The organism is Paenibacillus sp. A14 (genome assembly GCF_036864815.1).
GTDB classification, from domain to species: domain Bacteria; phylum Bacillota; class Bacilli; order Paenibacillales; family Paenibacillaceae; genus Fontibacillus; species Fontibacillus sanfengchensis.
In genome coordinates, this window is record NZ_JBAGJD010000008.1 from 206973 (window position 1) to 231422 (window position 24450).

The following is a 24450-nucleotide window of genomic DNA, read 5'->3' on the forward strand; positions in this document are numbered from 1 at the left end:
GCGGCCATCCGGCTCGTCTTGTTACATAAATTTCGGCCCTGAAGCCGCCAGGCTTCGGCCGAGCACCATTTATTTTTAAGGAGGAAAAGTACTTATGGGATTTAAACTGAAAGTGGAAGGCGCAGAAACGATCGAATTGGGCTTGGACAACATTCAAAGAGTGGTTTACGACACCGACACGCCGGACGATTCCAACGCTAGATCCACGGACGTGGGCTCCACGCTGAAAATCATCGGCAAGATCATCACCGCCACCGACGGCGACAAAGCGGACGATACGCTGAAACTGGCGCAATGGTCCTTGGTTCCGGCCGAAAAGGCGGACTGCTACCGCAAGCTGACGCTGGAAGTGATCGCCGCCGACCAAGTGGTTCGCGAAATCCACTTCCCGAACGCCTTCGTGGTCGACTACAAAGAAACGTTTGGCGACACCGAAGGGGTTGGGCAATTCGAGCTTTACGTGAAGCAAAAGAAAGACAAAACCGAGCTGGCCAAGCTCAACGGCGGGTACGACGCCGGCAAGTAATTTTGGCATGAACTGATATTAGAGATAGTCGGTAAATCTCAAGGGGGCTTCCCCTTGAGATTTACTGTACCTTGCCACCCGGCAAGGACCACCTTAGGGGAAAGCGGGGAAACGCGTATGACCGATTACTATGCGCAGCTGGGCGTTGCCCGTGATGCCGGGACCACCGAGATCCGGCAGGCTTACCGCAAGCTGGCCAAGCGGTACCATCCCGATGTCAACCGGGACAACCCGGAGGCGGAGGCGCGGTTCAAACAGATTGTGGAAGCTTATGAAACGCTGAACGACGAATCGCTGCGCGCGGACTATGACCGGAAGCTGGCCTCCGCGAAGACAGGACGCGGCGGGGAGCGAGGCAAGGCCGGGGGACCGGGAACGGGCCCGGCAGCATCAGGCCGAACGGCCGGTATGGGCGCAAGCGGGGCCGGGATCGACGGCTTTGATCCGGTGCGCATCAGACAGCAGTTTGAGCAATTTTTTGCAAAGGTTTCGCAGAGCCATGAACATGGCGACAACGGCCAAGAGGCCAAGGCGGAGGAGGCGGGGAAGAACCCGCTGGATACGACCGCGATGTTTAATCAATTTTTTGGATATCGAAAAAAATAACCGGCACAACGGACGGAATGTTTACGGATGACGGAATTACGGATTACGGAGGTAGCGGATGTGGAATCGAAGAGATCCGGATGGATTGTCTTCCTGAATGTTTTAATTTACGGGATTTTGGCCGGTATGGTCACTTATGCCCTTCTCCGCCCTTTACATTACAAGCTGCAAATGGCCACCGTCGCGGTGTCGGCCATCATGGCCAGTGTGCTCGTCTGGACGGGAGGTCCCCGGAAACGCGAGATTCGGGAGGGGGCGGAGGCGGTCGCCAAGATCGTGCTGCTCGACGATGACGGAGAACGCGTCAAGGAATGGTTCGTCAAAGGGGAAACCTCAGTCCTGATCGGCAAAAATGGTCACCGCGGCGAGGTTGATATAGATTTGTCGGACTGCGAATACGCTTCGCTGGTCAGTCCGGAGCATGCCGTTTTAAACCGCGTCGGGGACCGGTGGTATATCGAAGACACGGAATCCCACAGCGGGACGGGGCTTCGCAAGGCGGGCAGCAGTGAAACCCGGCGGCTCGTCGCCGAGGAACCGCAGGAAATCGGCACGGGAGATATGGTGTTTATCGCGAACACGCGGCTGCTAGTCAAATAATCCGGCCCAAAGCCAAAGCACGAATACATACGGAGGAATGAGTCTAAAGATGAGTTTGACGAGATGCCTGAACGGACACATGTTCAGTACGAGAAAGCACGGCAACACGTGTCCTTACTGCAATACGGTGCTGGAGCAGCCTTCGCGCGGCGAGACGCGCCGGCCGCCGGCGGCCGCGGAGACGGATGACAAGACGATGCCCTATCTCGGGGAGACGACCGGCATTCAGCCGGTGACCGGCTGGCTGGTCTGCGTGGAAGGTCCGCAGATGGGCCAGGATTACCGCATTATGGCGGAAAAAAACTTTATCGGCCGCGCGGAGGAAATGCAGATCCGGATCATCGGGGATAACGCGGTGTCCCGGCGCAACCACGCGGTGATCGTGTACGACCCGAAGAAGCGGAATTTTTATTTGCTGCCGGGGGACGCTTCCGGCCTGGCTTACCACAACAATGAGGCGGTATACACGCCGGTGGAGCTGAACGCCTACGATTTGATCCAGCTGGGACGAAGCAAGTTTGTGTTCGTTCCGCTGTGCGGACCGCATTTTGAGTGGGATAACGGATAGATCGGAATGATGGGGATGGGAGATTTGAATATTTGGCAGTCCTACGGCGTGCTGGCGGCCGCGTTGGCGCTGGTTGGGTTGCTGGTTTTGATTCGGCAAAAGGTAGCCGGCGTTGCTGCCGCTGCGCCGCGGGCCCGGCCAGGTGAAGCGGTGGCTGCCGAGGCGACGGAATGGGAGCCGGTGAGCGGCAAGATCGCCATCGGCAACGCCCAGACGATCGGCAGGCGCCAGGAGCAGGACGATTATTTCGCCAGCTCGATCACCCGGGTCGGGACGATGGCCGTCATCGCCGACGGGATCAGCGGCGTGGCCCACGGGCGCATGTCCAGCACCCTGGCCGTGACGATGTTCAGCCGGGAATATTTGAAGGTCACGGCCCGTGACGAGATTCCCGGCTTTTTTCACAAGGCGGCTTCGCTAAGCAACCGGGCGATCCTGGAGCAGCTTGGCGGAGCGATCGGGGGAACGACCCTGGTCGCCGCCGTGATTTGTGAGGGCTACTTGCACTGGGGCGCCGTCGGCGACAGCTTGCTGCTGCTGTTTCGGGACGGGGAATTCATTCCCGTCAATTCCAAGCATACGCTGGAAAAAGTGCTCGAAGCCCGGGTGCTGGCCGGCGAGATCACGCGGGAAGAAGCGAAGGCGAACCCGATGCGCAGCCACTTGACCAATTATTTGGGCTACGGGGGATTCAAAAGCATGGAGATCGGCGAGCCGGTGCCGCTGGAAGCGGACGACATCGTGATTCTGTGCAGTGACGGGGTATGCGACGCGCTGACGGAGGTGGAGCTGGAGCAGATTTTGCTGCAGCGGATGCCGCCGGAGGAGACAGCGGAAGAAATCATCGCCAGCGTGGAACGCAAAGGCTACAAGCACCAGGACAACGCGACGGTGATTATTCTGGAGCAAGCCCGGTGACTTGGGCTTGACGGGCGTGACGGGCTGCGCCCGGACGGCGTCGGATTGGGCCGGACTGCACCGGACAGAGTCCGGGTCGGCGCTGGCCCTAGCGCGGGACTTGGCCGGAGAGTCCGGGGCGTATGCATATGGAGTTCCAAAGGACGATAAGGCGCGATCCGCTGCGTAAACGACTATAGTCCGCGTTAACGTGACGATCCGGGGATGACCGCAGTAACGACTGCGGTCCGTTGGGCAAACGACCGCGGTTCGCGCTAACGGAAGCCATAGCCGCTATTTCGTGATGAAAGAGCCAAACGGAATTCTAACGGACGTAGCAGCGGCTAAATTGGCAAAACGAGGCCATTTGTGCGGCAAATAAGCAAAATAGGCGCTGTGGCTTCCGTTAGAATTTCCAAAAGGCGGAAATGCGCGAAATAGCGGCTAATACGTCCGTTAGCGTTAACGTGGAGAGTGGCTGAGCTTATTCGCGGACTTAGCGGCCTCTTGGGAGGTACTACGGCTCACGGGGAGCCATAACGGCATAAAAGGAACTTAGCCTTTCACCGGGGCTCGAGATTAGGAGATGGCCCGAATTTAAAGCTCAGTAGTATTCGAAAAGGCCCTTATCCACATTTTCAGGGCCCCTCAATTAGGGGAGCGCCCCTCAAATACCGCTAGCCGGGGTGGCGGATGGACATCACGCAGCTCTTTTAAGGGCGAATATAAGTATCGAGGTTGTTAGGTTTTGAAGAGGAATGGGCCGGCAACCAGGACGGGAAACGGAGGAAGGCATGAGAAAGGAGAACAGCGACTTTAAAACCGCTTTTGTCTCCGAGGCGGGTTCTTACATCGACAACAGGGACTATTTTGCTTTCGTGGAGCTCGACGACATGGCTTGCTACGTGATCGCGGACGGTCTGGACCAGGACCGGGAGGCCAGCAGCGCGGAGATGGTTGTCCGGGCCATTCTGGAGAGCTTTATGGAAAAGCCGTCGCTGTCCCGGCGAAAAATTCGGAACGATCTGGAGGCGGCCCATGAGTGGCTGAAATTCGAGAGCCGGCGCGTCCGGCTGAAGGCCAGCGTGCTGGTCATCGTCACGGATTACACGCGGATGGTGTGGGCGTCCTGCGGGAACGCGCGGATGTATCATTTTCGCGGGGGCCGGCTGAATTTGCGCTCCAAGGACCAGAGCTTGACGGAGCTGCTGACCGACAGCGGCAAGCTGTCCCAGGCGGGGGCGGTCCGGCATGAGGAACGCGGCAATCTGCTGAATTATATGGGCAAGCCCGACCGCTTCGAGCCGTTCGTTTCGAAGAAGACGCCGCTGTCCGACGGGGATGTGCTGCTGCTCTGCACGCCGGGGCTTTGGAAGCAGGTCGAGATTCCGGAAATGCTGGACGCTTTGACGGCGTCGAGCGATCCCGAGACCCTGACCGATACGCTGGAAGAGGTTGTGTTGAGCAGGCAGGAGAAAACGGTGGACAATTACACGGGCGCCGCCGTTTATGTGAACAAGGCGTTCGTCGAGAAGCCGAAAAACTACAAGAAATGGGCGCTGCGGATCGCGATGCTTCTCTTGTCCCTTGCGATCGCGGGCGGCGGGATCTGGTACGCCAAAGCCCGACAGGCTGCGAAGCTGGCGGAAGCCGTGGTGCAGATGACGGAGTTCGAGCAGGACGGCGACGAATACGCGGCCGCCGGCGACTATCCGAAGGCGTTGAAGGCATACAGCGAAGCGAAAAACGCGGCCAGTCGGCTGAAGGACAAGCTGCATTTTCAACTGCTGCGGAACAAGCAGAAGGTGGCGCAGGCGGTCACGGACGGCGACGGCTACGTGAAAGACGGCAGCTACGACATGGCGGTCGAGAGCTATGAGAAAGCGCTGAAGGATGCCGGGAAGTACAAGGTGTTCAAGGAGGAGCACATCCGCGAGCGCATTGCGCGCAGCGGGATGATCGCGGAGCTGGCGGTGATTTTTCAGGAGGGCGACAAGAAGTTGCAGGGCCAGGACTACAACAACGCGCTCAAAACCTACAACAAGGCCAAAGCGGCGGCGGTCGACGCGGGCTACGCCGAGGGGCAAAAGCAGGCGGAGGACAAGATCAAGGCAGCCCAGGAGAAGATCGACCAGCTGTATGCGGAGACGAAGACGTTGAAGGCGGACAATTTGGAGAAAAAAGGCGACCGCAGCCTGGCCGCGATGGATTATGCCGGGGCGATCGAGGCATACACGCTGGCGCAGGAGATCTACCAGGAAATCGACAAGCTGGAACGGGTGCTGGCCATGGAACGCAAAATCGCCAAGGCCGATGAGAAGCTGCATCCGGTCGTGCCGGCGGGCGGTGGCGCGGGCGGGGATTCGGCCGCTGGCGCGACCGGCGGGACTGGCGCGGCTACGGGCGGGAGCGGGGCCGGAGATGAGGCCGCTACCGGGGGAAGCCCGGCCGGTAACGCCGCCGGGGCTTCCGGCAGCGCGGCACCCGCGGCGAAGCCGACCGCCGAGCCGGCGAAGTCGGCGGCTTCGGGCGCGAAGGCGGGCGCGGATCAGAGCGCGAAGCCGGGCGAGACCCCGGCCGCGGGAACGGGCACGGCGGAGGACGCGAAGCCGCCGTCCGGCAACAGTGGTACCGGCAGTGGCAGTGGCTCCGGCGCCGGCAATAGCAGTGGTGCCGGCAGTGGCACCGGCACCGGCAGCGGCACAGGAGAGGCTGCTCCGCCTGCGGCGGACAACGGCAAAGATGCGTCCGCCGGGTCGTCCGCCGGGCCGAAAGAAGGAGGGAACGCTTCATGAAGGACATCGTTTTGGACCGGCTGAACAAAATGGAGGATTTGCAGCAGCGCCGGGTGCTGCGCAGTCTGATGAACAGCGTGTTCCTGAATCTCGTGGAATACCAGGAGGAGCTGAACCGGCAACTGGAACGCCGGGTGTTTGAAGAGGTGGAGGACCACGAGAGCAAGCACGACGTCTATGTGTCCATGTGCCGGAGGGAAGAGTGGGACCCGCTGCACGAATACCTGTTTCCCGTGCTGCCGCAGGACACCGAGCCGCGCCGCATCGATTTGAAAGACGTGGTTGCGGCGTTGAGCGGGGGCGCGGAGGCGCGGCTTTTTTCGCTGTTTCTGGAATGCGGCTACCCGCTGATCCAGCAGCTGCTGCAGAGCGGAAGAAGCTTCCCGGGGGAGCTGCGGACGGACCGCGGAACCTACGCCATCCAGGTCCGGTTGGAGCGCAACACGGATTATATCCGCGAGATCGAGCAGCTGTACCACATCTTTTTAAACAATGGCCTGCCCTGGAAAACGGTAAACCACCCTTACGCCTACAAATTTGTCGATGCGGTGTTGACCCGGGTGGACGGGCAGTTGGCCGAGGACGAAGAAGTGCTGGAGATTTCCGTGCACCTCGAGGAATACGAGGCTTACAAAAGAACGGACTTGGTCCCGTTATGGAATATCCAACGGCTGGAGCTGAAAACGGGCGGGTTCCCCGTGCCGGCGGCGGATCGGGTCAATTACGAGCATGTGCTGCCGCTGCGCAAAACCGGAACCCAGCACGGCTATCTCGTCGATGTGAACGACGACAGCATCCGGTACGTCAAGCGCGCGCCCGAGGAACTGGTCGTGGTGTCCCCGCTGGAGAAGTCGGACGCCTGGCAGGTGCTCAAGTTGGTGGAACCGGTCGGCTCGGGGATTACGGGGCTCGTCAAGCCCGCCTATCCGCTGATGTCCAACCGCCAGCGCCCGGATTTTATAGGCAGCTACGGGCGGAAGCAGGGGCAGATTGTCCGCTCCAAGGGCGAAATCGTGCGGATGATTCACGCTTTTGACGTATCCGATTGGTTGGAGCTGACGCATGTGGAAATCCGCCCGCCGGGCGCGGCGAACCCGCCCACTTATGAGCTGAACCGGTTTATGACCGACGAAGTCCGGGTGGATAACGGCAAGTGGCGGATGTGCCTCGGGTTCGCTAAACGGAATATTGGCCGGGGGCACGATTATCTGGCCGAAGACGTTATGAGCTTCCTCGTCTCCCAGGTGCAGATGTCTTTTCCCGAATACCGCTGTGAAGGAGAATGGGCTTGAATTACATTTGGGATTTGCTCGTTCGCGCGCAGGAAGTCGGGATGGACAAGAAGGGGATTCGCTTCCTTCCGGCCAAAGTGTACTCGCCTTACATGGAGCTGAGCCTGGAGGCGCTCAACGCCACGGCCGGCCAGCTTGACGTGGAGGTGGAGGTGAATCCCCACTACCGGTTTCCGGCGGTGTTCGGCGATTTGCTGGATATCAACCTGACCGAGGATGAGGAACTCAGGCTGACCTTGTTCGATATTGTGATGCATTTTTTGGCCGAGCTGGATCTGATGCAGGGGATGAACAAACGGGAGTTTTACATCCGCTTCGTTCTGCGGGACCTGGAAGCCGGGGCGTTCGGGGAACGGGTTAGAGAGCGGATTGGCTTGTTCGACCGGGAGGAGAAGGAAGTGATCGCCGCCGCGCTGTTGCGGATGTACGACACGGGGGAGACGCTGCATCTGCTGCGGAGTACGGTGAGCCGGATTTTTCGGCGGTCGACGATTTATGTCAACAGTGAAGAGAAGGACGAAATGCTGTTCTATATCGGCCAGCGCCGCACGGAGACGGGACTCCGCAAGCTGGAGCTGCTGATGGAGCTGTTTTTGCCGGTAAGGTACCGCACCGAGGTGTATTGGGATTGCCATGTCGGCATTATCGGCGCCGAGGACACGATGGTTCTGGACCGGATCGCGTTGTATTGAGCGTTTGAATTTGAAGGTTGAGGAAAAGGCACCCGCCGCGGGAAAAGGAGATTGTGCACATGAGAGGATTTAAACTGTATACCGATTCCACCAGTCAAGAGCGGGTGCGTGGCGCGGTCCGTTACACGCGGGAAGCGCTGGTCGAGATGACGACCTACCAGCTGCGGAACATTTGCTACCGGGAGCGCCTCGTCGAGGGGATGAGCCAGCGGCTGGACCGCGAGGAGCTGATCCGTCTCATTCTGAAATATTTGGGGGCGGACGAGTACAAATGGATCGGCCGGGTGTGCGAAGGCGGATTCGAGCGGGTTCAGCGCATGATGCAGAGGTCGCTGCAGTCGCCGCTGCAAGGGGACGGGGGCATCTCGGTGCCCGCCCGGATCGTGATTTATCCTGGTATCGCCGTGGATCGGGCGGACGGATACAAGGTGAAGGCGCCCGCCGGATTCGCGGAGTCGAACGTGCTGCTCGTCAACGACAACCGGGAGCTGTGCGGGATTTTTCAGCTGCGCAAGGACGAGGAAGGCGGCTCGGGCAGCTATTATCTGGCGGCGGAGGGCGAGTCCGAATGGGTGCGTACGGCCAACCGCCAGTACAGCCTGCTGTTCCTGCGGAAGCGCGAGTCCGATTACGTGTACACGACGTACTACCGGGAACAAGCGCCGCCGCCCGCCCATCTGCCCTATTTCAAAATCCCGCTGGCCGACCTGGAGCTCCGCGAGCTCGAACGGACGGACGCCGTGCTGGCGATCGATTTCGGCACGTCGAACACGACGGCGGGGGCTTTTTTGTACCCGGGCTATGTGAAGCATGCCGGTCTTTCTTCGGAGCGGCCGGACGGACGTCTGCGCCTGAATGACGTGAATTTCGTGCGCTTCCCCGATCCGTCCTACCGGACGCCGGAATGGACCGAGGCGCTGCCGACGGCGATCCGTGTGGCGGATTGCTCGGACCCGGCGGCGGTGAAATACGAGTTCGGGTACGAGGCCTTGCTCGGTATCCGGCGCGGGAGCTACAGCAGCCGGGCGTCCGTGTTCCAGGGGCTGAAGCGGTGGGTCCACGACTACGAGCGGACCGTGGAGATCATGGACGGCGAAGGGAATACGGCGAACGTGCCGCGGAGCGAGCTGATTCGCGCTTACCTGGAGTATGTGATCACCTTGGCGGAGCATCAATTCAAGTGCAAGTTCAAAAGGCTGCATTTGTCCTCGCCCGTGAAGATGAAGGGTCCCTATTTAAACATGTTCAAGGAAGTGCTGGAGGAATACGACATCGAGGAAAAGCATGCGCTCGACGAGGGGATGGCGGTGCTGTACAACACGATCGAGGACGGGCTGGAGCGGCGTGTTTTTGCGGAAGGGACCGACTACCAGGCCCTGGTCATCGACTGCGGCGGCGGAACGACCGATCTGTCCTCCTGCCGGTTTCGGATCGAGGACGGCCATATGTCTTATAAAATCATGCTGGATACGACCTACGAAAACGGGGATACGCATTTTGGCGGCAACAATCTTACATACCGGATCATGCAATTCATGAAAATCGTCTTCGCCGAGTATTACGGAAACGGCCGCCGGCGGGTGACGGATATCGACGACCTGATCGGGATTCCGGCTAACGATCTGTTCCGGGAAATCGACGAGCGGGGCGTCGAAGCGGTTTACGCCGAGCTGGAGCGAAGATACCGGGAGGCCGAGGCGGTGATTCCGACCGCGTTTGCCCGCTACGAGAGCCGTTCGCGGGACGAATATGTGCGGGTGCGCGGCAATTTCTTTTTCCTGTGGGAAATCGCCGGGGCGATGAAGGAGGAGTTCTTCCGCAAAACGGGGATTCTCCGGAACCGGTTTGATGCGGAACAGAGCGGGCTGGACGACAACGACCTGCAGATCATGACGATGGAACGCTGGTTTCTGTCGGTGTACCGGAGCGGGGAACTCAAGGATGAATATGAGATTCCGAATGTCGTGTTCAACATCAAGGAAATCACCCAGCTGATTCAGGGGGACATTTACGAGATCGTGCGCAAGTTTCTGGACGGGTTCTACCGCAGCGGGGCGCTCGGGGACTATTCGATCATCAAGCTGACGGGGCAATCGTGCCGGATCGACGTGTTCCGGGAAGCGCTGAAGGAGTTCGTGCCGGGGCGGAGCATCGAGTTCCGCCAGAAGCCGGCCGAAGGGCGGGTACCGGAGCTGAAGCTGGCCTGCCTGCGCGGGGCGATCCGCTACCTGAACGCCCAGAAGGAAGGCCGGATCGAGACGAACCTGACGAGCCACGCGGCGGTCATCCCGTACTCGGTCAGCGCGTACACGCACGACCGCCGCGAGGTCGTGCTGATCAGCAGCCTGGAGCGGAGCAGCCAGGGGCTGGGCTTCATCTCGCGACCGCATCATACGCAGGAGGTCGAGTTCCTGCTCCGCGGCAGCCGCGGGGATTTGCGGCACCGGTTTGTGTACACAAACCGGACCGACCGCTACGAGGCGGTCAAGTACGAGGACATCCGGGCCGTTTACGGGGACCGGATTCCGCAGGACGACACCGACTCCATCGTCAACGGGGAGACGAAGTTTTTCGTCTTCGCCGACGACAGCCAGTGGGGCTTCCACGTGCTGCCGATCGCGCGCCTCGACGAAGGCCTGCACCTCGGCCGCAAAAAGCTGTTCCCGTTCGAGGGCGAGCGGTCGGAGGAGGATTTTTTTGACGGGATGAAGTAGGGCGGGCGAGGCTGTAAATAAAGATGAAGATGAAGGTGAAGATGAAGATGAACCCCCTCCGCCCCTCCGCCCGTCCTCTGTCTGCTGCCCGTTGCCACTGCCACTGCCGAAGACTGCGCGATGCTCTAGCCCATTTGCCGCCGGAGTAACTAATCTCCCGATAATTAACGGGAAAACCTCCCGTTAATTCGAACTATGCCGCTCGCAGCTCGGAATTAGCTGGAAAATCTCCCGCTAATTTCGGTGATGGGCCCGCTTTTGCCTCTTTTGAGCGGAATTAGCGGGAGAAATTCCAGTTAAATGGTCACCTTTGGCGTAACGAGCTAAATTAGCGGGAGAAAATCCTGTTAATTGCATGGAGGTGGGCTGGAGTTACACGGCAGGCAAGAGAGGAGTCTGCACGGGGGAGAGGCCAAGTAAGGCACTTCAAGTTTTTTCGAGCTCGTACCTTACCCGGAGCCGATTCTCCAGTGGTTCATGAACGGGAAAATCCGCCCGTTGATTAGGCATCTGTTCGGCGGCAGGGGCGAATTAGCTGGAGAATCTCCCTCTCATCGATCTGAAATAGAGGGAATCGGCGGCTGGCCTGGGGTACATCATGAATCCGTTCACGAAGGAGAAGCAAGCGCTCCACGATCGAATGGCAAAAACCTATGTCGTACATAAGGATTGGCTGGAATTGCAGGAACGGGGAACGGTATCGCGAGACCCCGTCGCCGAGCTGCAAAATACATATTTTAACGGAAAATTTTGAGGAATGCATCTAGGAGTTGGGGTCAGGAGGATTTACCGATGAGAAGATTTTTTACCAGAATCATTTGTTCTAAACATGCTGAACAAGCCGTTTCTCCCGGCGGCCAGAGGTCCCGAGGGGGAGCTGCTGCTGCGAAAATCGCGCTTCGTTCTGGTCTTCTGCCTGCTTGGGTTCCTGATTTGTGCGGCAGCCGTCCCGATCTTGTTGGCGGATGAGGCGAAGGAGGAATTGATGGTGTTTGTTTACCTGATCGCGGCGGGGGCGCTCCTGCTGTTCATTCAGGTGTTTCAGCACCTGATTTTCCGGGCCAAGGCCGGTGAATCCTGGCTTGCGGTGCGCGCGCTGGGCGGGAGACGGATGCTGAATTACGGGGAGCTGCAAAGTGTGGGGTACACCCGGTTTTTCGGCGGGCAGTTTTTGCTGCAGGGGGCTGGCGGTACCGTTCGCATTCCGGCCGGAATCCGGGGAGCGGCGGAGCTGATCGAACGGATCGGCGGCAAGATCGGAAGGGACGCCTGCGCGGAGGCGCAAAAGGCGCTGAACGAGAAGCGGGCCGAGCTGGAGGAGTGGAGCCGGTGAGGCGCCCGGAGAAAAAGGAGTTGAGAAGCGGTGTATAACGTGTTGTGGAGAAGGTACTGGGCTATGGCGGTTGACCGCTTGATTACCGGACTGGGTGGCGTGCTGCTCAGCTTGATCTGGTTCTCTCCCGGGCAGCTATTCTCCGAAACTTCAAATCTACTGGCACCGGGAGTCCCGATGCTGCTGACGCTTGTCTGCGAATGCGTATATTATTCGTTGATGGAATCATCCAAATACCAGGCCACGGTAGGGAAAATGCTCCTGGGGATCGTGGTGGTCGACTGGAGTCACGAGCAGTTATCCTTCGGCCAAGCTTTCGTGAGATATCTGGGAAGGATTTTGTCCGGATTCATCTTGAGCCTCGGTTATATCATGGCCATCTTTTCGGACAAACGGCTAGCGCTGCATGACAAAATAGCGGTTTCCTATGTCGTCCACAAAGAAAAGCTCCAACTTCATAAGATCCGGGAAGAAGTGGAAGCCAAGGGCGACCTTCGGAGCGGGCGGATGACCGGCTTTAACTGGGGAGATTGATTAAGTCGGGTACATTCCCGGCAAGACGAAACTTGCGAGACGAGACATCAATTTAAAGGAGAGAGAACAATGTATATCAGTTTTGGAAAAAGAGTAATCGCTTGGCTCATTGATGTGCTGGTGATCCAGTTTATTTTGCAAGTATTTCTGATCGGGTTTCTGAATTTCCGTTCGTTGTACTACGACTTCCTTCTAAGCCAAAGAGACTGGATGGATGTGAATTTAGAGGAGATCGGCGGAATTTTTGAGAGCGGGTTTTTCTTCAAATTTGCGGGGGTGCTGGGGATACTCCTTTCCTGGCTCTATAATGCCGCGATGGAATCATCCAAGCTGCAGGCGACGGTAGGCAAGCTGGCCATCGGCGGGGTCGTGGTCGGTGAGATGTACGAACGGATTTCGTTCGGGAAGGCGAGCGGTCGCTTTTTCGGTAAAATCGTTTCCTCCCTCATCCTCTATATCGGCTACCTGATGGTAATCTTCACGGAGCATCGGCAAGGGCTGCACGATAAGATGGCCAAGGCGTATGTCGTGGACAAGGAGCGGCTCGCCGCTTATCTGGCCGAGACGGAGAAGAACATGGGCGGGGTTACGAAAATAGCGTGAGGAGGGGGATCAGCCCCCACCCGGATAGCGCCTGGTTCCAGGCTTATGAAGATCTGGTGCGGGCGCGCAGTAGCTAGATAAGTTGAACTAAAGAATTAGCAATAGGCAAGAGTGTGAAATGATTCTGGAGAAGCTACAAGCTTTCTGAAAGAAAGCTGCTTCGGAAGCATAGGCTACGCTCGCCTTTGTGAACAGCGATCGGAAGAACATTTCACACGGCTGCCTTAGATGCAAATCAATAGTTCAACTTATATAAAATCGCGAAAGGAGGCGAAGCCGTTGTTTAGCCATCTATTCCCGAAGTTTGAAAAAGGGCGGATCCTGAAAACCGCGATGCTGGAAAACCTGCGGGACTTCCCGCGCGAGGCTCTGGATATCGCCTACCAGGACTATGCGGACGGCATTATTACCGGGGCGACGATCCGGGTCGAGCGCGACACGCTGACGATTGCCCCGGGCATACTCAAGCATCAGGGCCGGCTGTACCTGTTGAACCATTCGGTCGAGGTCCCGTACCGGGCCACCGGGCGGGAAATGGCGGTCAAGGTGCGGTTTGGGGAAGGCAAGCAGGACAGCGACTGGGTGAGTCACCCCAGCGAAATCGTGCTGACCGACCCCGGGGAGTCCGGGGCTCCCGAGTTTGAACTGTGCCGCTTCAAGCTGAAGGAAGGCGCCCGGCTGCGCCAGGATTACCAGAACTTCCGCGACCTCGCCACGGAGTATAACACCGTCAACCTGCTGCACGTGCGCTTCGCGGCGGATGGAGAGAGCACGGTTTCCCCGGTGATCCTGCGGATGTTTGGGGAGGAGATGATGCGGCGTGGGGGCGGAGAAGCGCAGGATTTCTCTTTTGCCATAATGTGCCTGAACGAGGGGACGATCCGGCGGAATGTCATTTTGCATTACATCGCAAACCGCCTCGGCACCGCGTACAAGGATTACAGCAATATCGAAATCCACAAGTACCTGTCCCGCATCCTCGACAACACCCGCGGCGGCGGCCAGCGGCTGGGGATGAGCGCAGGCGGGAGCTTGCGGATAATTGTGGATTAGGGTAACGCGGGTTGTGAACAAAAATCCGATCGTATAAAGGGGATGAGTGGAATGTCGTCTTCATTGGTTGTCGACTACAATACGCTGAAGATTGCGCCGTTTGAGATGAAGCTGTTGGAGTTGAAACTGGAGAAAAAGTTTCAGGACCATGCGCGGCTTCGTTTTACGGGAATCATCGCGGAGGAAATGGAAGAGAAGTATGTCAAGATGGCAAGCGAGCAGCTTCCGGTTGAAATGTACTACACCGATCACAAGGGCAAAGTACATACGTTGTTCCATGGCTTGATCTTGAAGCTGCATGTCCGCGTAGACCGTGATGCGTATTGGCTGGAAGCGGAAGCGGTATCGCATACGTATGGGATGGATATCAAACCCCAGTATCGTTCGTATCAAAACGCCGCGATGAAGATTCCGGAAGTCATGGAGCATATTTTTAAAACCTACGAAAGAGCGAGTCTGCTCAATACTTTTACGGAGCAAAAAACACTGGGCGGCTTTACCCTGCAATATCAAGAGACGGATTGGGAATTTCTCAAACGGTTGGCCTCGCATTATCACGCACCTCTCGTACCCTCAGTAGCCCAAAGCAGAATTTGTGTTTATTTGGGAGTGCCGGAACATCAGGATGTGGGGGAAATTCAGGCAACTCATTACCGGGTGTTTAAGGACATCCTCGCCTACAAAAATATTGTCGATAACGAGCAGGCTTCCCTGACAGAGCAGGATTTTATCTGCTATGAAATCGTGACAGATCAGGTGCTGGAGCTTGGGGACATGGTGACCTTCAAGGGAAAAAAACTGCACGTAAGTGAAGTCCTGACGGAAATGCATCGGAGCATATTAACACACACCTATACCTTGCGGTCCAAGAGAGCGGCCTATCAGCGCAAATCCTATAATCGCCGAATTATTGGCGCTTCCATTCAGGGGAAGGTCAAGGATGTTGTAAGGGATGAAGTCAAGGTACAGCTGGAATACGATCAAGATTGGGATATGAAGACCGCTTACTTGTTCCCGTATTCCACCATGTACGCATCTGAGGATCAGACTGGCTGGTACTGCATGCCGGAGAAAGGCGATGATGTGCGGATCTATTTCCCTGGGGCCAAGGAAGCCGAAGGCATTGCACTTAGTACGGTGCGCAAAAAGTTGCCGGCCGAGGCAATGGGGGCTGCTTCGGGGACTGGTGGCAAAGCTAATCCTGGAGCACCCAATGTAGTGACTAACACAAAAACGGTGACGAATACCGTGGTGAAAACCGAGCAGCTTCAGCCGATTGTGCATTATGACAAGGATTTGAAGGAAGATCTAATGGCAAATCCAGATACGAAGTTTATCATGACGCCTTATGGACAGCAGATTAAGTTTGAGAAGGACAAAATTACAATTATTGGGGCAGGAGGAGGAGCTTGGATTTCACTAATGAATGAAGGCACCTTGGTTTTAAACAGTAATAACAAAATCTCGCTGCATACGGGCAAGCAGATTGAAATGGCCGCGAATTCCATCGTACTGCTGGGCAATCAGATTGAGATGTCTACGAAAGACGGGCCTTCGGGGATTAAGCTGGATCAGGGGCAAATCCAGATCAAAGGTGTGGAAGTAGTTATGGAAGAGTAGGTGTTTTAGCTGAACGGAGGGTTGATATGGAAAAAAAAGAAGCATGGGAACACTTTCTAAAAACTACGGTCATCCCATCACGATTAGATCAAGTGACGGCACTTCACACCTATTATGGTCAAGCTATTGAGGAAATCGCCGCCGAAATAGCGGTGCAGATCGATGAAGTATGTCAGGATGCTGTGGAACAACAAGCAACCGGTAAAATGCAAGCCTGTACCATGGTTCGTATCTCCCTGCTCAGAACCTCATTGCTTGAAGGGGTGTTTGAGTACATGTGTGAAGCTGTGGACGAACATTCTATACCTATCTTTAGCATTACGCCCTTCAGATATCAAGCGACTTGGATTTATAAATTCTATGAAGCTTGGAATAAGAACTGTGAAAACCAACTTCGGGTTTATATGGGCGTACTGAAGCCATGGTTCTATGAAAATTGGCAAAGTAGTCAGCTATTTTCTTTTCATTATTATATGATACATGCCGTTCGCTATGCGGTTCCACGTATTTTAGGACTATCCGCTTTTCAATCCCTTCAACGAGCCGAGAGCTTTGATATTGTGGTCGGGGAGTACGGAGATCATACCCTGGGGGAATCCGTATACTATTGCAGTTCGAGAGAACGTTTGGAAAAATCGGTCAAAGCCTGGTTGGCGCGAGAGCTTCCCCATGATTATGTACATGAACATATAACGAAGGTCGACTTGTCACAAATGAATTATGAAGGGATTAATCTCAATTATACCTGGTTGCAGCAGGTGCATCTGAGAGACACCTACCTAGCCCGTGCCTCCTTGCTGGGAAGTAGATTTGATGCTTGTGAGGCCCGGAATGCCGATTTCACCGGAAGTGCGATGTTTGACGCGGATTTCACAAATTCTATGTTGTCAGGTGCCCGGTTTGATGAAGTGAAAGCCCCCGTAAATATCGTGAATGAAGAAGATGCCGTGTATTTTGGGCTTTATCCTGTTAAGTTCACAGGTTCGGATCTGACAAATGCGAGTTTTCGCGGTGCTTACATTGCCGGCGATTTTCGCGGGGCCGTTTTGGATGGTATTGATTTTCAAGGCGCTGATCTTACGGGCAGCCGAATGTTAAAAGAGGATGAATCAAAGGTTCATCTTTCAGAAGAACAGCATTCGTCCATTATATGGTCTTGATACGGAGGGGATTCTTACCTGCCAGGAAGGAGAGACTATGGAATTTTTTGTGTTAGAGCGTGATAAACGCTTGGATCATTTAGCCGGGGGACTCGTTTGTTCCGCGCGTCTGGAGCAGGGCTACGAGGCTGCGGAGGATAATGAACTGGTTGAGGTGCATGGCGAAGGAGCCAGGGATTATGGTTGTATGCTTGAGCAGCCTACCTTGCTGGTTACCAGTGAATTACGCATGTTGTTGACGAAATATGACTCCCAAATGGCTTACAAAACGGTCTCCATCATAGATAAAAACTTTAACGGTTTGCAGTTGAATTACTTCTTGATCAATATGCGGGAAGTGGATGTTATGGACGCAATTCCTCCAGATGTTTTGAAACGAAGTAAAGCAGCTTTAGGTTTTAGAATTCGGAGGGGCGATGTTCCTGAGTGTCCTTTTTTTGGAATGACCTATTACCGTAAAAAGTATCTTGTCGTTCGGTTGGATGTGGCCGAGCATGTTTTAAGAGCAGGCTTGTACGGGGTAGCGGTCAAACGACTTCAGCTCAAGGAGTGTGATTAAATCATGGCAGATAAAGCCGAAATAACGAATCGCAATTTTCTGAAGCAGTCCGTGGTGGATGAATTAATGAATGCGGCGTGGCGAAAAACCACACTTGTAAGCCGAGGGGCATATATGTACTGTTCGAAAGGAACTCACGAGGATATCCTGAATCAAACTGAAAAAAACGGGGTGTTTTTGAATGGAAACCCCATCATGACCGTGAAAGATTGCAAGGTTTCGCCATCAGAGAGTGAGGAGCTTGCTGGAGTCCCTTATTGCGAACCGAAGCCGGAAGTCGAGGGCAATTTGCACTCCTTCGGGTATTGCCGGTCGGAATTTCATCCCTTAAAAGCCGGAAATGTAGGGGTACCGTATAAACCGAAAATGCAGGACTATGACCCAGACACCGGTGTGACTAAGGAAGGAGATGAAAATCGGTTATATCCGTGCGTTCCTATCATTATGCCAAAGATATTTTTTAGCCCGTTTGGCTTGGATATTGCGGGAGGAGAATGGGAGAACGGACATGAGAAAATAAAAATCAATGGCGTACCCGCATTGACAAGCAAGTCCTGCCTAAGATGCCTCTATGGGGGCGAAATCAAATTGTTGAGCAACGGGATGGAACCTGTACCTAGCGAATTAATGGACCAGCGGGGTTAAGGATCAAGGAGAAGAAAGAGGGTGAATACCTATGTCCCAAGTTGAACAAGAGGTGTATCAAGGGGCCGGATTTCATATCCAATTTCCCTATCCCATTGTGGCAGTTCGCTATCTTCACGTAGATCGCCAATTTAACGAACACACCCAATGCAATTTATCCATTATTATGACTGAAGAACATGCGATGTTGTGTTTGGAAAAGGGGAGCATGCGGGATACGGTTCATATTCGCAGAAAAAACCCGGAGGGGACCGAGTACTGGTTCTCGGGTGGAATAGCGGCAGTCGATATGGATGTGGAAGATGGGATATGGCATGTTTCCGTTAAGGCAATTTCACGTACATATGATATGGATCATCAACGGATGAGTCGATCTTATCAAAACAAAAATTTAACGTATACCTCCTTGATCAAACAACTCGTTGCCCCTTATAAAGACGGGGATGCGATGAACGAGGCTACCGATCCGGATGCAACGATCGGAAAGCTCCTTGTCCAGTACCAAGAAACCGACTGGCAGTTTATGAAGCGTTTAGCGTCCTTGGTAGGTACGGTAATACTTCCGGATGTGGTATTGGACGCCCCGCGAGTATATTTTGGCGTCCCCGACTTTTCATGGGAGAAGCAGCTCCATGTATACCGATACACCATGACCCAGGATCGGGAGCTCTATTTACAGACTCACGTGGGATACAGTGATGCACGAACAAACTCCGCCGATTACATCAGTTACGAAGTGACGAGCAGTCAGTATGTCCAGGTCGGAGATAACGTTTCATTTAAAGGCCAAATGTGGGTAGTTTACAGTGCGGATATGCGGTATGACCAAGGCATTGTGACGTATGCGTATAAACTTGTACAACGGTCGGGAATACGCAGCCGGGTAAAACATAACCACCGTATACAAGGGGTATCTCTAGGTGGAAAGGTCATTAGCCGCGCCAACAATATGGTGAAGGTTCATCTGGATATCGACGAAGAGCATGATAACGGAGGGAACTGGTGGTTTCCGTATTCATCGGAAGGGAACAATATGTTTCACGCCTTGCCCGAGGAAGGCGCGCGAATTAACGTCTATTTCCCCGGCGGCGAAGAGAAGAAGGCGATTGCGATTAATGCAGTCCGAGGGCGCCACGAGGAAATGAAAGGACGCACTGTATTTCAAAAGCCTACCACAAAAGTGTTCCATGTACCGGGCAATGCCAAGATGGAACTCGGAGAAGATGGCGTATTATTCGAGAAAAATACAGTACGACTTCATTTGAATGCCGATGATATTACCCTGGAATCGGATGAGAACATATTAATCGTGGCGGCCAATGACCTGGAGCTCGGAAGTAAGGATAGGATGCTGGATTATATTAAAATGTACGCGGACTCTATCATTTCAGTTTATGCAGGCAACCAAATGATTGAGGTGATGGAGCATAAGACCAAGATCCGGGCCTCGGAAATTAATATGAATATCACTCCAATGAGCCTGCTCGACATGCTGAATGATCAGGATATTGAAGACTTGTATTTTGAATTATCGCTGATGTGGGATGAAGAGAGACGCTATAAGAAAGAGAAGGAAGAAAAAGAAAGCAAGGATTTGTTTCATATCGAAATGGACAATCGTTCATTAATAGAACAAATATTTGAACCAGAACCTCCTGAGCCTGATCTAAGTGAAGATGAAATTAATGAGGTGAGGGAGCGGGCAAGACAGCAACTACATCAGGATCCCAAAATTAAAGAGACCTCCCGCGCCTGGGTAGAAGAGCAAAGAAAAGAGGCCATCTCTTTCCATTATGGTAAACTTCGCGAGAAGCCGCCCGTGGAGACAAAGAAAAAGTCAAAGAAGGAGAAGGAAAAAGAGCGGGAGGATTATGATGACTTTTACAAATCCTATGTGGAGCAACAGACACGAATTGTGGAGCAACAGAAACAAATTGTGGAGCAACAGAAACAAATCAATGATCCGGCATGGATGGAGCGCCTGACCAATCAGAATCCAGTTCAAGCGTTACAGGAAGAAACGTCGATGCTGCGAGCCATTGGACGAGAGCGAGAAAGACAAGCGGAGAGAATCGCAGAGAGACAAGCAGAAATGAAATCCGGTACGGCAAGCCTTGGCGAACAATTGATGACAGCCATGACGGACTGGTATAATCTGGAGTATACCGTTCCGAAAAAGCCGGATTATTTAAGTAAAGACCAGAGCAAGCCGATTTATTATTCCCGCTATTATATCGAGCAGTTCCTCATTAGTCAGCAAAAGACGGAAGCGAAATGGAACATGGTCTTTGGAGCCATCGCGGTGCTTCTAACAGCCATCCCCACAGGAGGCACATCTGTTTACCTGTTTGTAGTTTTGAACGGGGCCTGGGGTATCGGTCAAATGGCCGTCAGTTCCATAAAGTTGCAGGAATTGGAAAACGGGGAATATAACACACCAGGTCTGGATAGAGCCCAGAAACTTTTGGATACGACAGGGGACGCTTTAGCGGTCATTGACCTTGCATTTATGGCGAAGTCAGCAGGACGGCACGTAATGAACCTAACGGCGGAATCAACAAGAAACGAAATGTTGCGAAATATCAAGAACCCAGCAGTCAGAGCAGGCTTGGACAAGGTGGGCACAAAGCTGCAATGGGTCGATAGTTTTGCGAAAGACCTGAAATTAGGTCTCAACCCAGCCAATTTTGGACGAAGCGGGCTAGAACTAGCCGGGACAGGCGGGCGTGTTACCAGCCAGTTTGCCGATGGACCGCAGGTTTGGTTTAGTAGTGGGAGTGGGGGGACTGGGAAAACTATAAGAGAACAAATGTTAGAATCACCTGCAGCTGAATTGTGGGGGACTCTAGAAGATGGAACTAATCAAGGAGTAAAACACTTTGCTGACTATTGGGAAAAATATCCTGAACGTATTCCGTCAATAGCAGAAAGATTAGGTGTAGATGTATCAGCCTTTGAGAATACAGTAAAAGGCTTTGAAAATTTTACTGAGCAAGTATTAAGAGTAAAAAGAGAAGGTACACTAAGAGAGATTAATGGGAAGGAAATATACTTCTTGGAAGGGGCTGCAAAACCTAAAAAAGGTATTGTAGTTATAATTAAAGATGGAAAATTCCAATCAATGATGCCGAGTGATCCTAAGTCATTTAGCAAACTCGAATAAGAGGAGAACATATGGTGGATAGTTTTGAGGTAAAAGAAATCTGTTCAGAAGGTTATGAGAGATGGATAAAAGTTCTGAGCTTAAGTTCAAATATTATTTACTGGTTACACTTTATAGAACATGATGAATTTTTAGAAAATAAGGAAATCACGAAAAAATTAAATATAGGAGATACTATTAAGGGCAAAATAAAAATTGATTTGGTAACAGAATACAAAATCATAAAAAATATCAGTAATTGTGATTATGGCTTTGTTCAGTCTATTGATGGATCATCAAGCGTTATTGCAACTGGAGTTGTAAAAGAAATAGAAGATAGTTACACAGTAATTTGCAGCATAAATAAATTAGGTAATAATATTGTTGTAGAATTTGAAAGAAAAATTAATGTAGAATTTGGTCAAATTATAGAGATACGAGGCTCACTTGAATTAGAAAGGGAATAAATATGTAGATCTTTGTACATTTTTTTGTCTAGTTTAACGTTACCGCATAATGACTAAATAAATTTAAACTTAATAGCGTTATTTTACAACCTTTATCAAAGGTCAATCATGGTCAGATACCAGATGATTGACCTTTTTTGTTGTCTTCGTTTAGTTATACGCCGCCCCCTCCGTACTGGTCACTGTATGGTTCTGAGAACGCAAGGTTTTCAGGCTTTCTGGAGTATGTGCATAAGAATTGCCTTGGCTCTACGCCCCATACAGATGCTTATATCCGGGCGGTGTGATAATTAAGCAGTAGTTTATTTTTCAAGACGGATAATATCTCCAACATCGTGTATGCCGAGGCAATCAGCAATTTTTTCGATATGTTCACGATTTATTGAGGTTCTCTGGTTGTTACAGATTTCGCTAATTGCTGCAGGTCGGATACCTGTGAGTTCTGAAAGTTGCTTTTGTGTCATCCCACGTTCCTTTAAAATATCACTCAACCGAATAATCAGATGCATAGGACTCCCCCTCTAAAAATTAATCATAGAATAAATCGATATATGACGCAATAATGCGATATTGACATTACGAAAAAACGTAATTATAATATAAACAAAATTACTTAATAACGTTATATCGTAACGATGTATACCGAACGGTACGTACGGTGGTGTGAGAGGTCGGCTACTCAACTAACGGTGAAATTAAATATATAAACGGCTAAGTCCAATTATCATTACAAGGATAAGTTATCATATCAAGCCTCAATGTTAATTGAATGCTGTAGTTATAAGAGTACCCAATTTTATATAGTTTTCCTTGGATCGATTATAAATTCGGGAGGTGAAAAATAAAGAAGCTTGGGTCCCTTCCAAATAATCCGAAACGAAATGTATTACGGAGGGCGGGATCAGGCACAGTGAAACCACCGAGTTATGCCAATAATACTTTTACGAAAAAACGAGGTTTAATCGAACCCTAGAGAGGAAGCAGCGACCCTACCAATGGAATCTCCGTTTTCTCCCGGCAACTTCTGAGAGGCAGTTCGCACATTTAAACTATCAATGTGTAAGTTTTCTTTTTCGGGCGGCGCAATCCATACGAAGGGAAGATAAAAAATGAAAAGTATGTTGGAGGCATTGTACTATGGTGAAATTCGTCCAGAAGAAAATATCGTTCCTACGAATCCCGAGTACCGTAAAATAAGCAGAAGAGTATCTGAGGCCATGGGAATGTGGAAAGGGAAACTATCTGATGATGATTTTAACCAGCTTGAAGCGATGCTCGAGTTACGCAGCCAGTCAGAATCGATGCATGCCACATCTACCTTCATAAATGGATTTCAGCTTGGGGCGTTAATGATGATAGAGATATATGCGGCTAAGGCAGAACTTCTTAATGGATTGGGGTAATTTACGGTAACATGAACTTAGATAGTGTGCGATTTACTAAAAGCTTGTTTCTACTCTGTTTAGTAGGAACAGGCTTTTTTTGTAACTTTTCAGGGGATTAGTTTTGAAAAAAGAGTGATCGCCTGGCTCGTCGTATTTCTTGTCTCAGAGGAAATCCAACAATTGCTGGCAAGATTTGCACCGGATATGAAATCCAAGACCGTTCACATCCTCAATCCGAACACTTACTCACAGGATACCTTTTGCATGTTGGATATACCCGAGATCGATTGTATGTCCTTAACACATTCTGTGATTGAGAAAGGAGTAGTAAAGAAACTGGTTATTAGCGAGAAACATATAGAGAATTACTCCATTTTTAAAGTGAAGGGTCTTATGTTGCCATCTCTGATTGTTCGTCTAGATGTAGCCGAAGCATTAATGCGAACTAGTCTATATGGTTTGGAAATTCAACGCATTTCAACGGAGGGGGATGTAAATAATGAGTGAAGCAACAGGTATGCAGAATACCGGAATATACGGAACTATGTTGAAAAAGGCTGCCATAGACGAATTATTGAGCAGCGATTGGCGTAAAAGAGAAACTTACATTACTCGTGGAGCTTTTATGTATTGTACGAAGGGCACTCATGAGGAGGTACTGAATCAACTCGAAGTGAACGGGGTGTACGTGAATAAGAATCCGATCATGACTGTGAATGATTGTAAAGTGTCCACTAGCGTTTCCCATGACGCCGACAGTTATCTTGGCGATTATTATGAGGAACCAGGGACGGTGATCGATGGGAACATTCACTCATTTGGCTTTTGCAAAAGCCAATTTCACCCATCAAAAGTGTTCGAAACTACGTTTACCCCAAAAGAAATGCATCGGGAATTCTCATACAATTTTGAACCGGATCAACCGGTATCGGGGACAAATCCCGATCAGAATAACAAGATTTATCCTTGTGTCCCTAAACTTGTCTCCAGTTCCGCCAATCCTATGAAAAGTGGTGCTGCACTAGCGATGGCGGCGGGTGGAGGAGCTGCAGCAGCAGCTATAAGCTCTATGGCAGATGCGCTTGAAGCGCGCTGGGAAAACGGGAGTGATACGTTGTTTATTAACGGGGTGCCGGCGTTAACGAGTAAGTCCTGTTTGACTTGTGCTTATGGAGGGAAAATTGGTTTTCTGACAAATGGGATGGACATGCCGCCCTTTGAATTTGTTGAGCACAATTTAAAACAGGGATAGGGCGGTG

23 protein-coding genes are annotated in these 24450 nt (G+C 52.5%); 22 read left to right on the forward strand and 1 reads right to left on the reverse strand.

The genetic code is table 11. The features are described 5' to 3' along the window. Positions 1-94: 94 nt before the first annotated feature. The 20 genes from V4U88_RS20425 (at position 95) to V4U88_RS20520 (ending at position 21806) form a co-directional block, all read left to right on the forward strand. Positions 95-526 carry a membrane-associated protease 1 gene (locus V4U88_RS20425; protein ID WP_334075093.1) on the forward strand — a complete coding sequence of 144 codons (432 nt, stop codon included), beginning with the start codon at positions 95-97 and terminating at the stop codon, positions 524-526. 54 nt (positions 527-580) lie between these two features. Then, entirely contained in the window at positions 581-1132 is a 552-nt protein-coding gene (locus V4U88_RS20430; RefSeq protein ID WP_334075094.1) for a J domain-containing protein, read from the forward strand. 27 nt (positions 1133-1159) lie between these two features. Further along, positions 1160-1732, forward strand: a complete 573-nt coding sequence (locus V4U88_RS20435; RefSeq protein WP_334075095.1) for an FHA domain-containing protein — start codon at positions 1160-1162, stop codon at positions 1730-1732. Between the two features lie 49 nt (positions 1733-1781). After that, complete coding sequence (locus V4U88_RS20440; RefSeq protein ID WP_148456642.1) at positions 1782-2300, forward strand: FHA domain-containing protein; 519 nt, start codon at positions 1782-1784, stop codon at positions 2298-2300. 15 nt (positions 2301-2315) lie between these two features. After that, positions 2316-3218, forward strand: coding sequence for a PP2C family protein-serine/threonine phosphatase (locus V4U88_RS20445; RefSeq protein WP_334077971.1), 903 nt, complete (start codon positions 2316-2318; stop codon positions 3216-3218). A gap of 773 nt (positions 3219-3991) precedes the next feature. Continuing rightward, positions 3992-5992 (forward strand): serine/threonine protein phosphatase, encoded by a 2001-nt coding sequence (locus V4U88_RS20450; RefSeq protein WP_334075097.1) that lies wholly within the window; start codon positions 3992-3994, stop codon positions 5990-5992. Continuing rightward, positions 5989-7284 (forward strand): normocyte-binding protein, encoded by a 1296-nt coding sequence (locus V4U88_RS20455; protein ID WP_334075098.1) that lies wholly within the window; start codon positions 5989-5991, stop codon positions 7282-7284. Before V4U88_RS20450 ends, V4U88_RS20455 begins: the two co-directional genes overlap by 4 nt. Next, a complete protein-coding gene (locus tag V4U88_RS20460) occupies positions 7275-7976 on the forward strand; it encodes an iron-dependent peroxidase (protein ID WP_334075099.1) in 702 nt (233 codons plus the stop codon). The genes V4U88_RS20455 and V4U88_RS20460 overlap by 10 nt, the downstream gene beginning before the upstream one ends. A gap of 59 nt (positions 7977-8035) precedes the next feature. Continuing rightward, the gene (locus V4U88_RS20465; RefSeq protein ID WP_334075100.1) at positions 8036-10690 is read left to right on the forward strand and encodes a molecular chaperone; all 2655 of its coding nucleotides are present in this window, start codon (positions 8036-8038) and stop codon (positions 10688-10690) included. Between the two features lie 598 nt (positions 10691-11288). Beyond that, positions 11289-11444 (forward strand): hypothetical protein, encoded by a 156-nt coding sequence (locus V4U88_RS20470; RefSeq protein ID WP_334075101.1) that lies wholly within the window; start codon positions 11289-11291, stop codon positions 11442-11444. A gap of 75 nt (positions 11445-11519) precedes the next feature. Then, positions 11520-12023, forward strand: coding sequence for a hypothetical protein (locus V4U88_RS20475; RefSeq protein ID WP_334075102.1), 504 nt, complete (start codon positions 11520-11522; stop codon positions 12021-12023). A 30-nt stretch (positions 12024-12053) separates the two neighbouring features. Continuing rightward, complete coding sequence (locus V4U88_RS20480) at positions 12054-12557, forward strand: RDD family protein (protein WP_334075103.1); 504 nt, start codon at positions 12054-12056, stop codon at positions 12555-12557. Between the two features lie 69 nt (positions 12558-12626). Continuing rightward, the gene (locus V4U88_RS20485) at positions 12627-13160 is read left to right on the forward strand and encodes an RDD family protein (RefSeq protein ID WP_334075104.1); all 534 of its coding nucleotides are present in this window, start codon (positions 12627-12629) and stop codon (positions 13158-13160) included. A 279-nt stretch (positions 13161-13439) separates the two neighbouring features. Further along, positions 13440-14213, forward strand: coding sequence for a DNA and RNA helicase (locus V4U88_RS20490; RefSeq protein WP_334075105.1), 774 nt, complete (start codon positions 13440-13442; stop codon positions 14211-14213). A gap of 51 nt (positions 14214-14264) precedes the next feature. Then, a complete protein-coding gene (locus V4U88_RS20495) occupies positions 14265-15833 on the forward strand; it encodes a contractile injection system protein, VgrG/Pvc8 family (RefSeq protein WP_334075106.1) in 1569 nt (522 codons plus the stop codon). A 26-nt stretch (positions 15834-15859) separates the two neighbouring features. Beyond that, on the forward strand, positions 15860-16993 hold the full coding sequence (locus V4U88_RS20500) for a pentapeptide repeat-containing protein (RefSeq protein ID WP_334075107.1): 1134 nt from the start codon (positions 15860-15862) through the stop codon (positions 16991-16993). A 37-nt stretch (positions 16994-17030) separates the two neighbouring features. Then, entirely contained in the window at positions 17031-17552 is a 522-nt protein-coding gene (locus V4U88_RS20505) for a hypothetical protein (protein ID WP_334075108.1), read from the forward strand. Positions 17553-17555: 3 nt separating this feature from the next. After that, the gene (locus tag V4U88_RS20510) at positions 17556-18197 is read left to right on the forward strand and encodes a DUF4280 domain-containing protein (protein WP_334075109.1); all 642 of its coding nucleotides are present in this window, start codon (positions 17556-17558) and stop codon (positions 18195-18197) included. Between the two features lie 31 nt (positions 18198-18228). After that, positions 18229-21360 carry a hypothetical protein gene (locus V4U88_RS20515; protein ID WP_334075110.1) on the forward strand — a complete coding sequence of 1044 codons (3132 nt, stop codon included), beginning with the start codon at positions 18229-18231 and terminating at the stop codon, positions 21358-21360. An 11-nt stretch (positions 21361-21371) separates the two neighbouring features. After that, a complete protein-coding gene (locus V4U88_RS20520; protein ID WP_334075111.1) occupies positions 21372-21806 on the forward strand; it encodes a hypothetical protein in 435 nt (144 codons plus the stop codon). Positions 21807-22108: 302 nt separating this feature from the next. On the opposite strand, the gene V4U88_RS20525 is transcribed toward V4U88_RS20520, so the two are convergent. Next, positions 22109-22315 carry a helix-turn-helix domain-containing protein gene (locus V4U88_RS20525; RefSeq protein WP_148456687.1) on the reverse strand — a complete coding sequence of 69 codons (207 nt, stop codon included), beginning with the start codon at positions 22313-22315 and terminating at the stop codon, positions 22109-22111. Between the two features lie 600 nt (positions 22316-22915). On the opposite strand from V4U88_RS20525, the gene V4U88_RS20530 reads away from it, so the two are divergent. Together V4U88_RS20530 and V4U88_RS20535 are read left to right on the forward strand one after the other, a co-directional pair. Continuing rightward, a complete protein-coding gene (locus V4U88_RS20530) occupies positions 22916-23209 on the forward strand; it encodes a DUF6809 family protein (protein WP_334075112.1) in 294 nt (97 codons plus the stop codon). Between the two features lie 481 nt (positions 23210-23690). Beyond that, positions 23691-24443: a DUF4280 domain-containing protein gene (locus V4U88_RS20535; RefSeq protein ID WP_334075113.1), complete on the forward strand. Its 753-nt coding sequence runs from the start codon at positions 23691-23693 to the stop codon at positions 24441-24443. Positions 24444-24450: the final 7 nt, after the last annotated feature.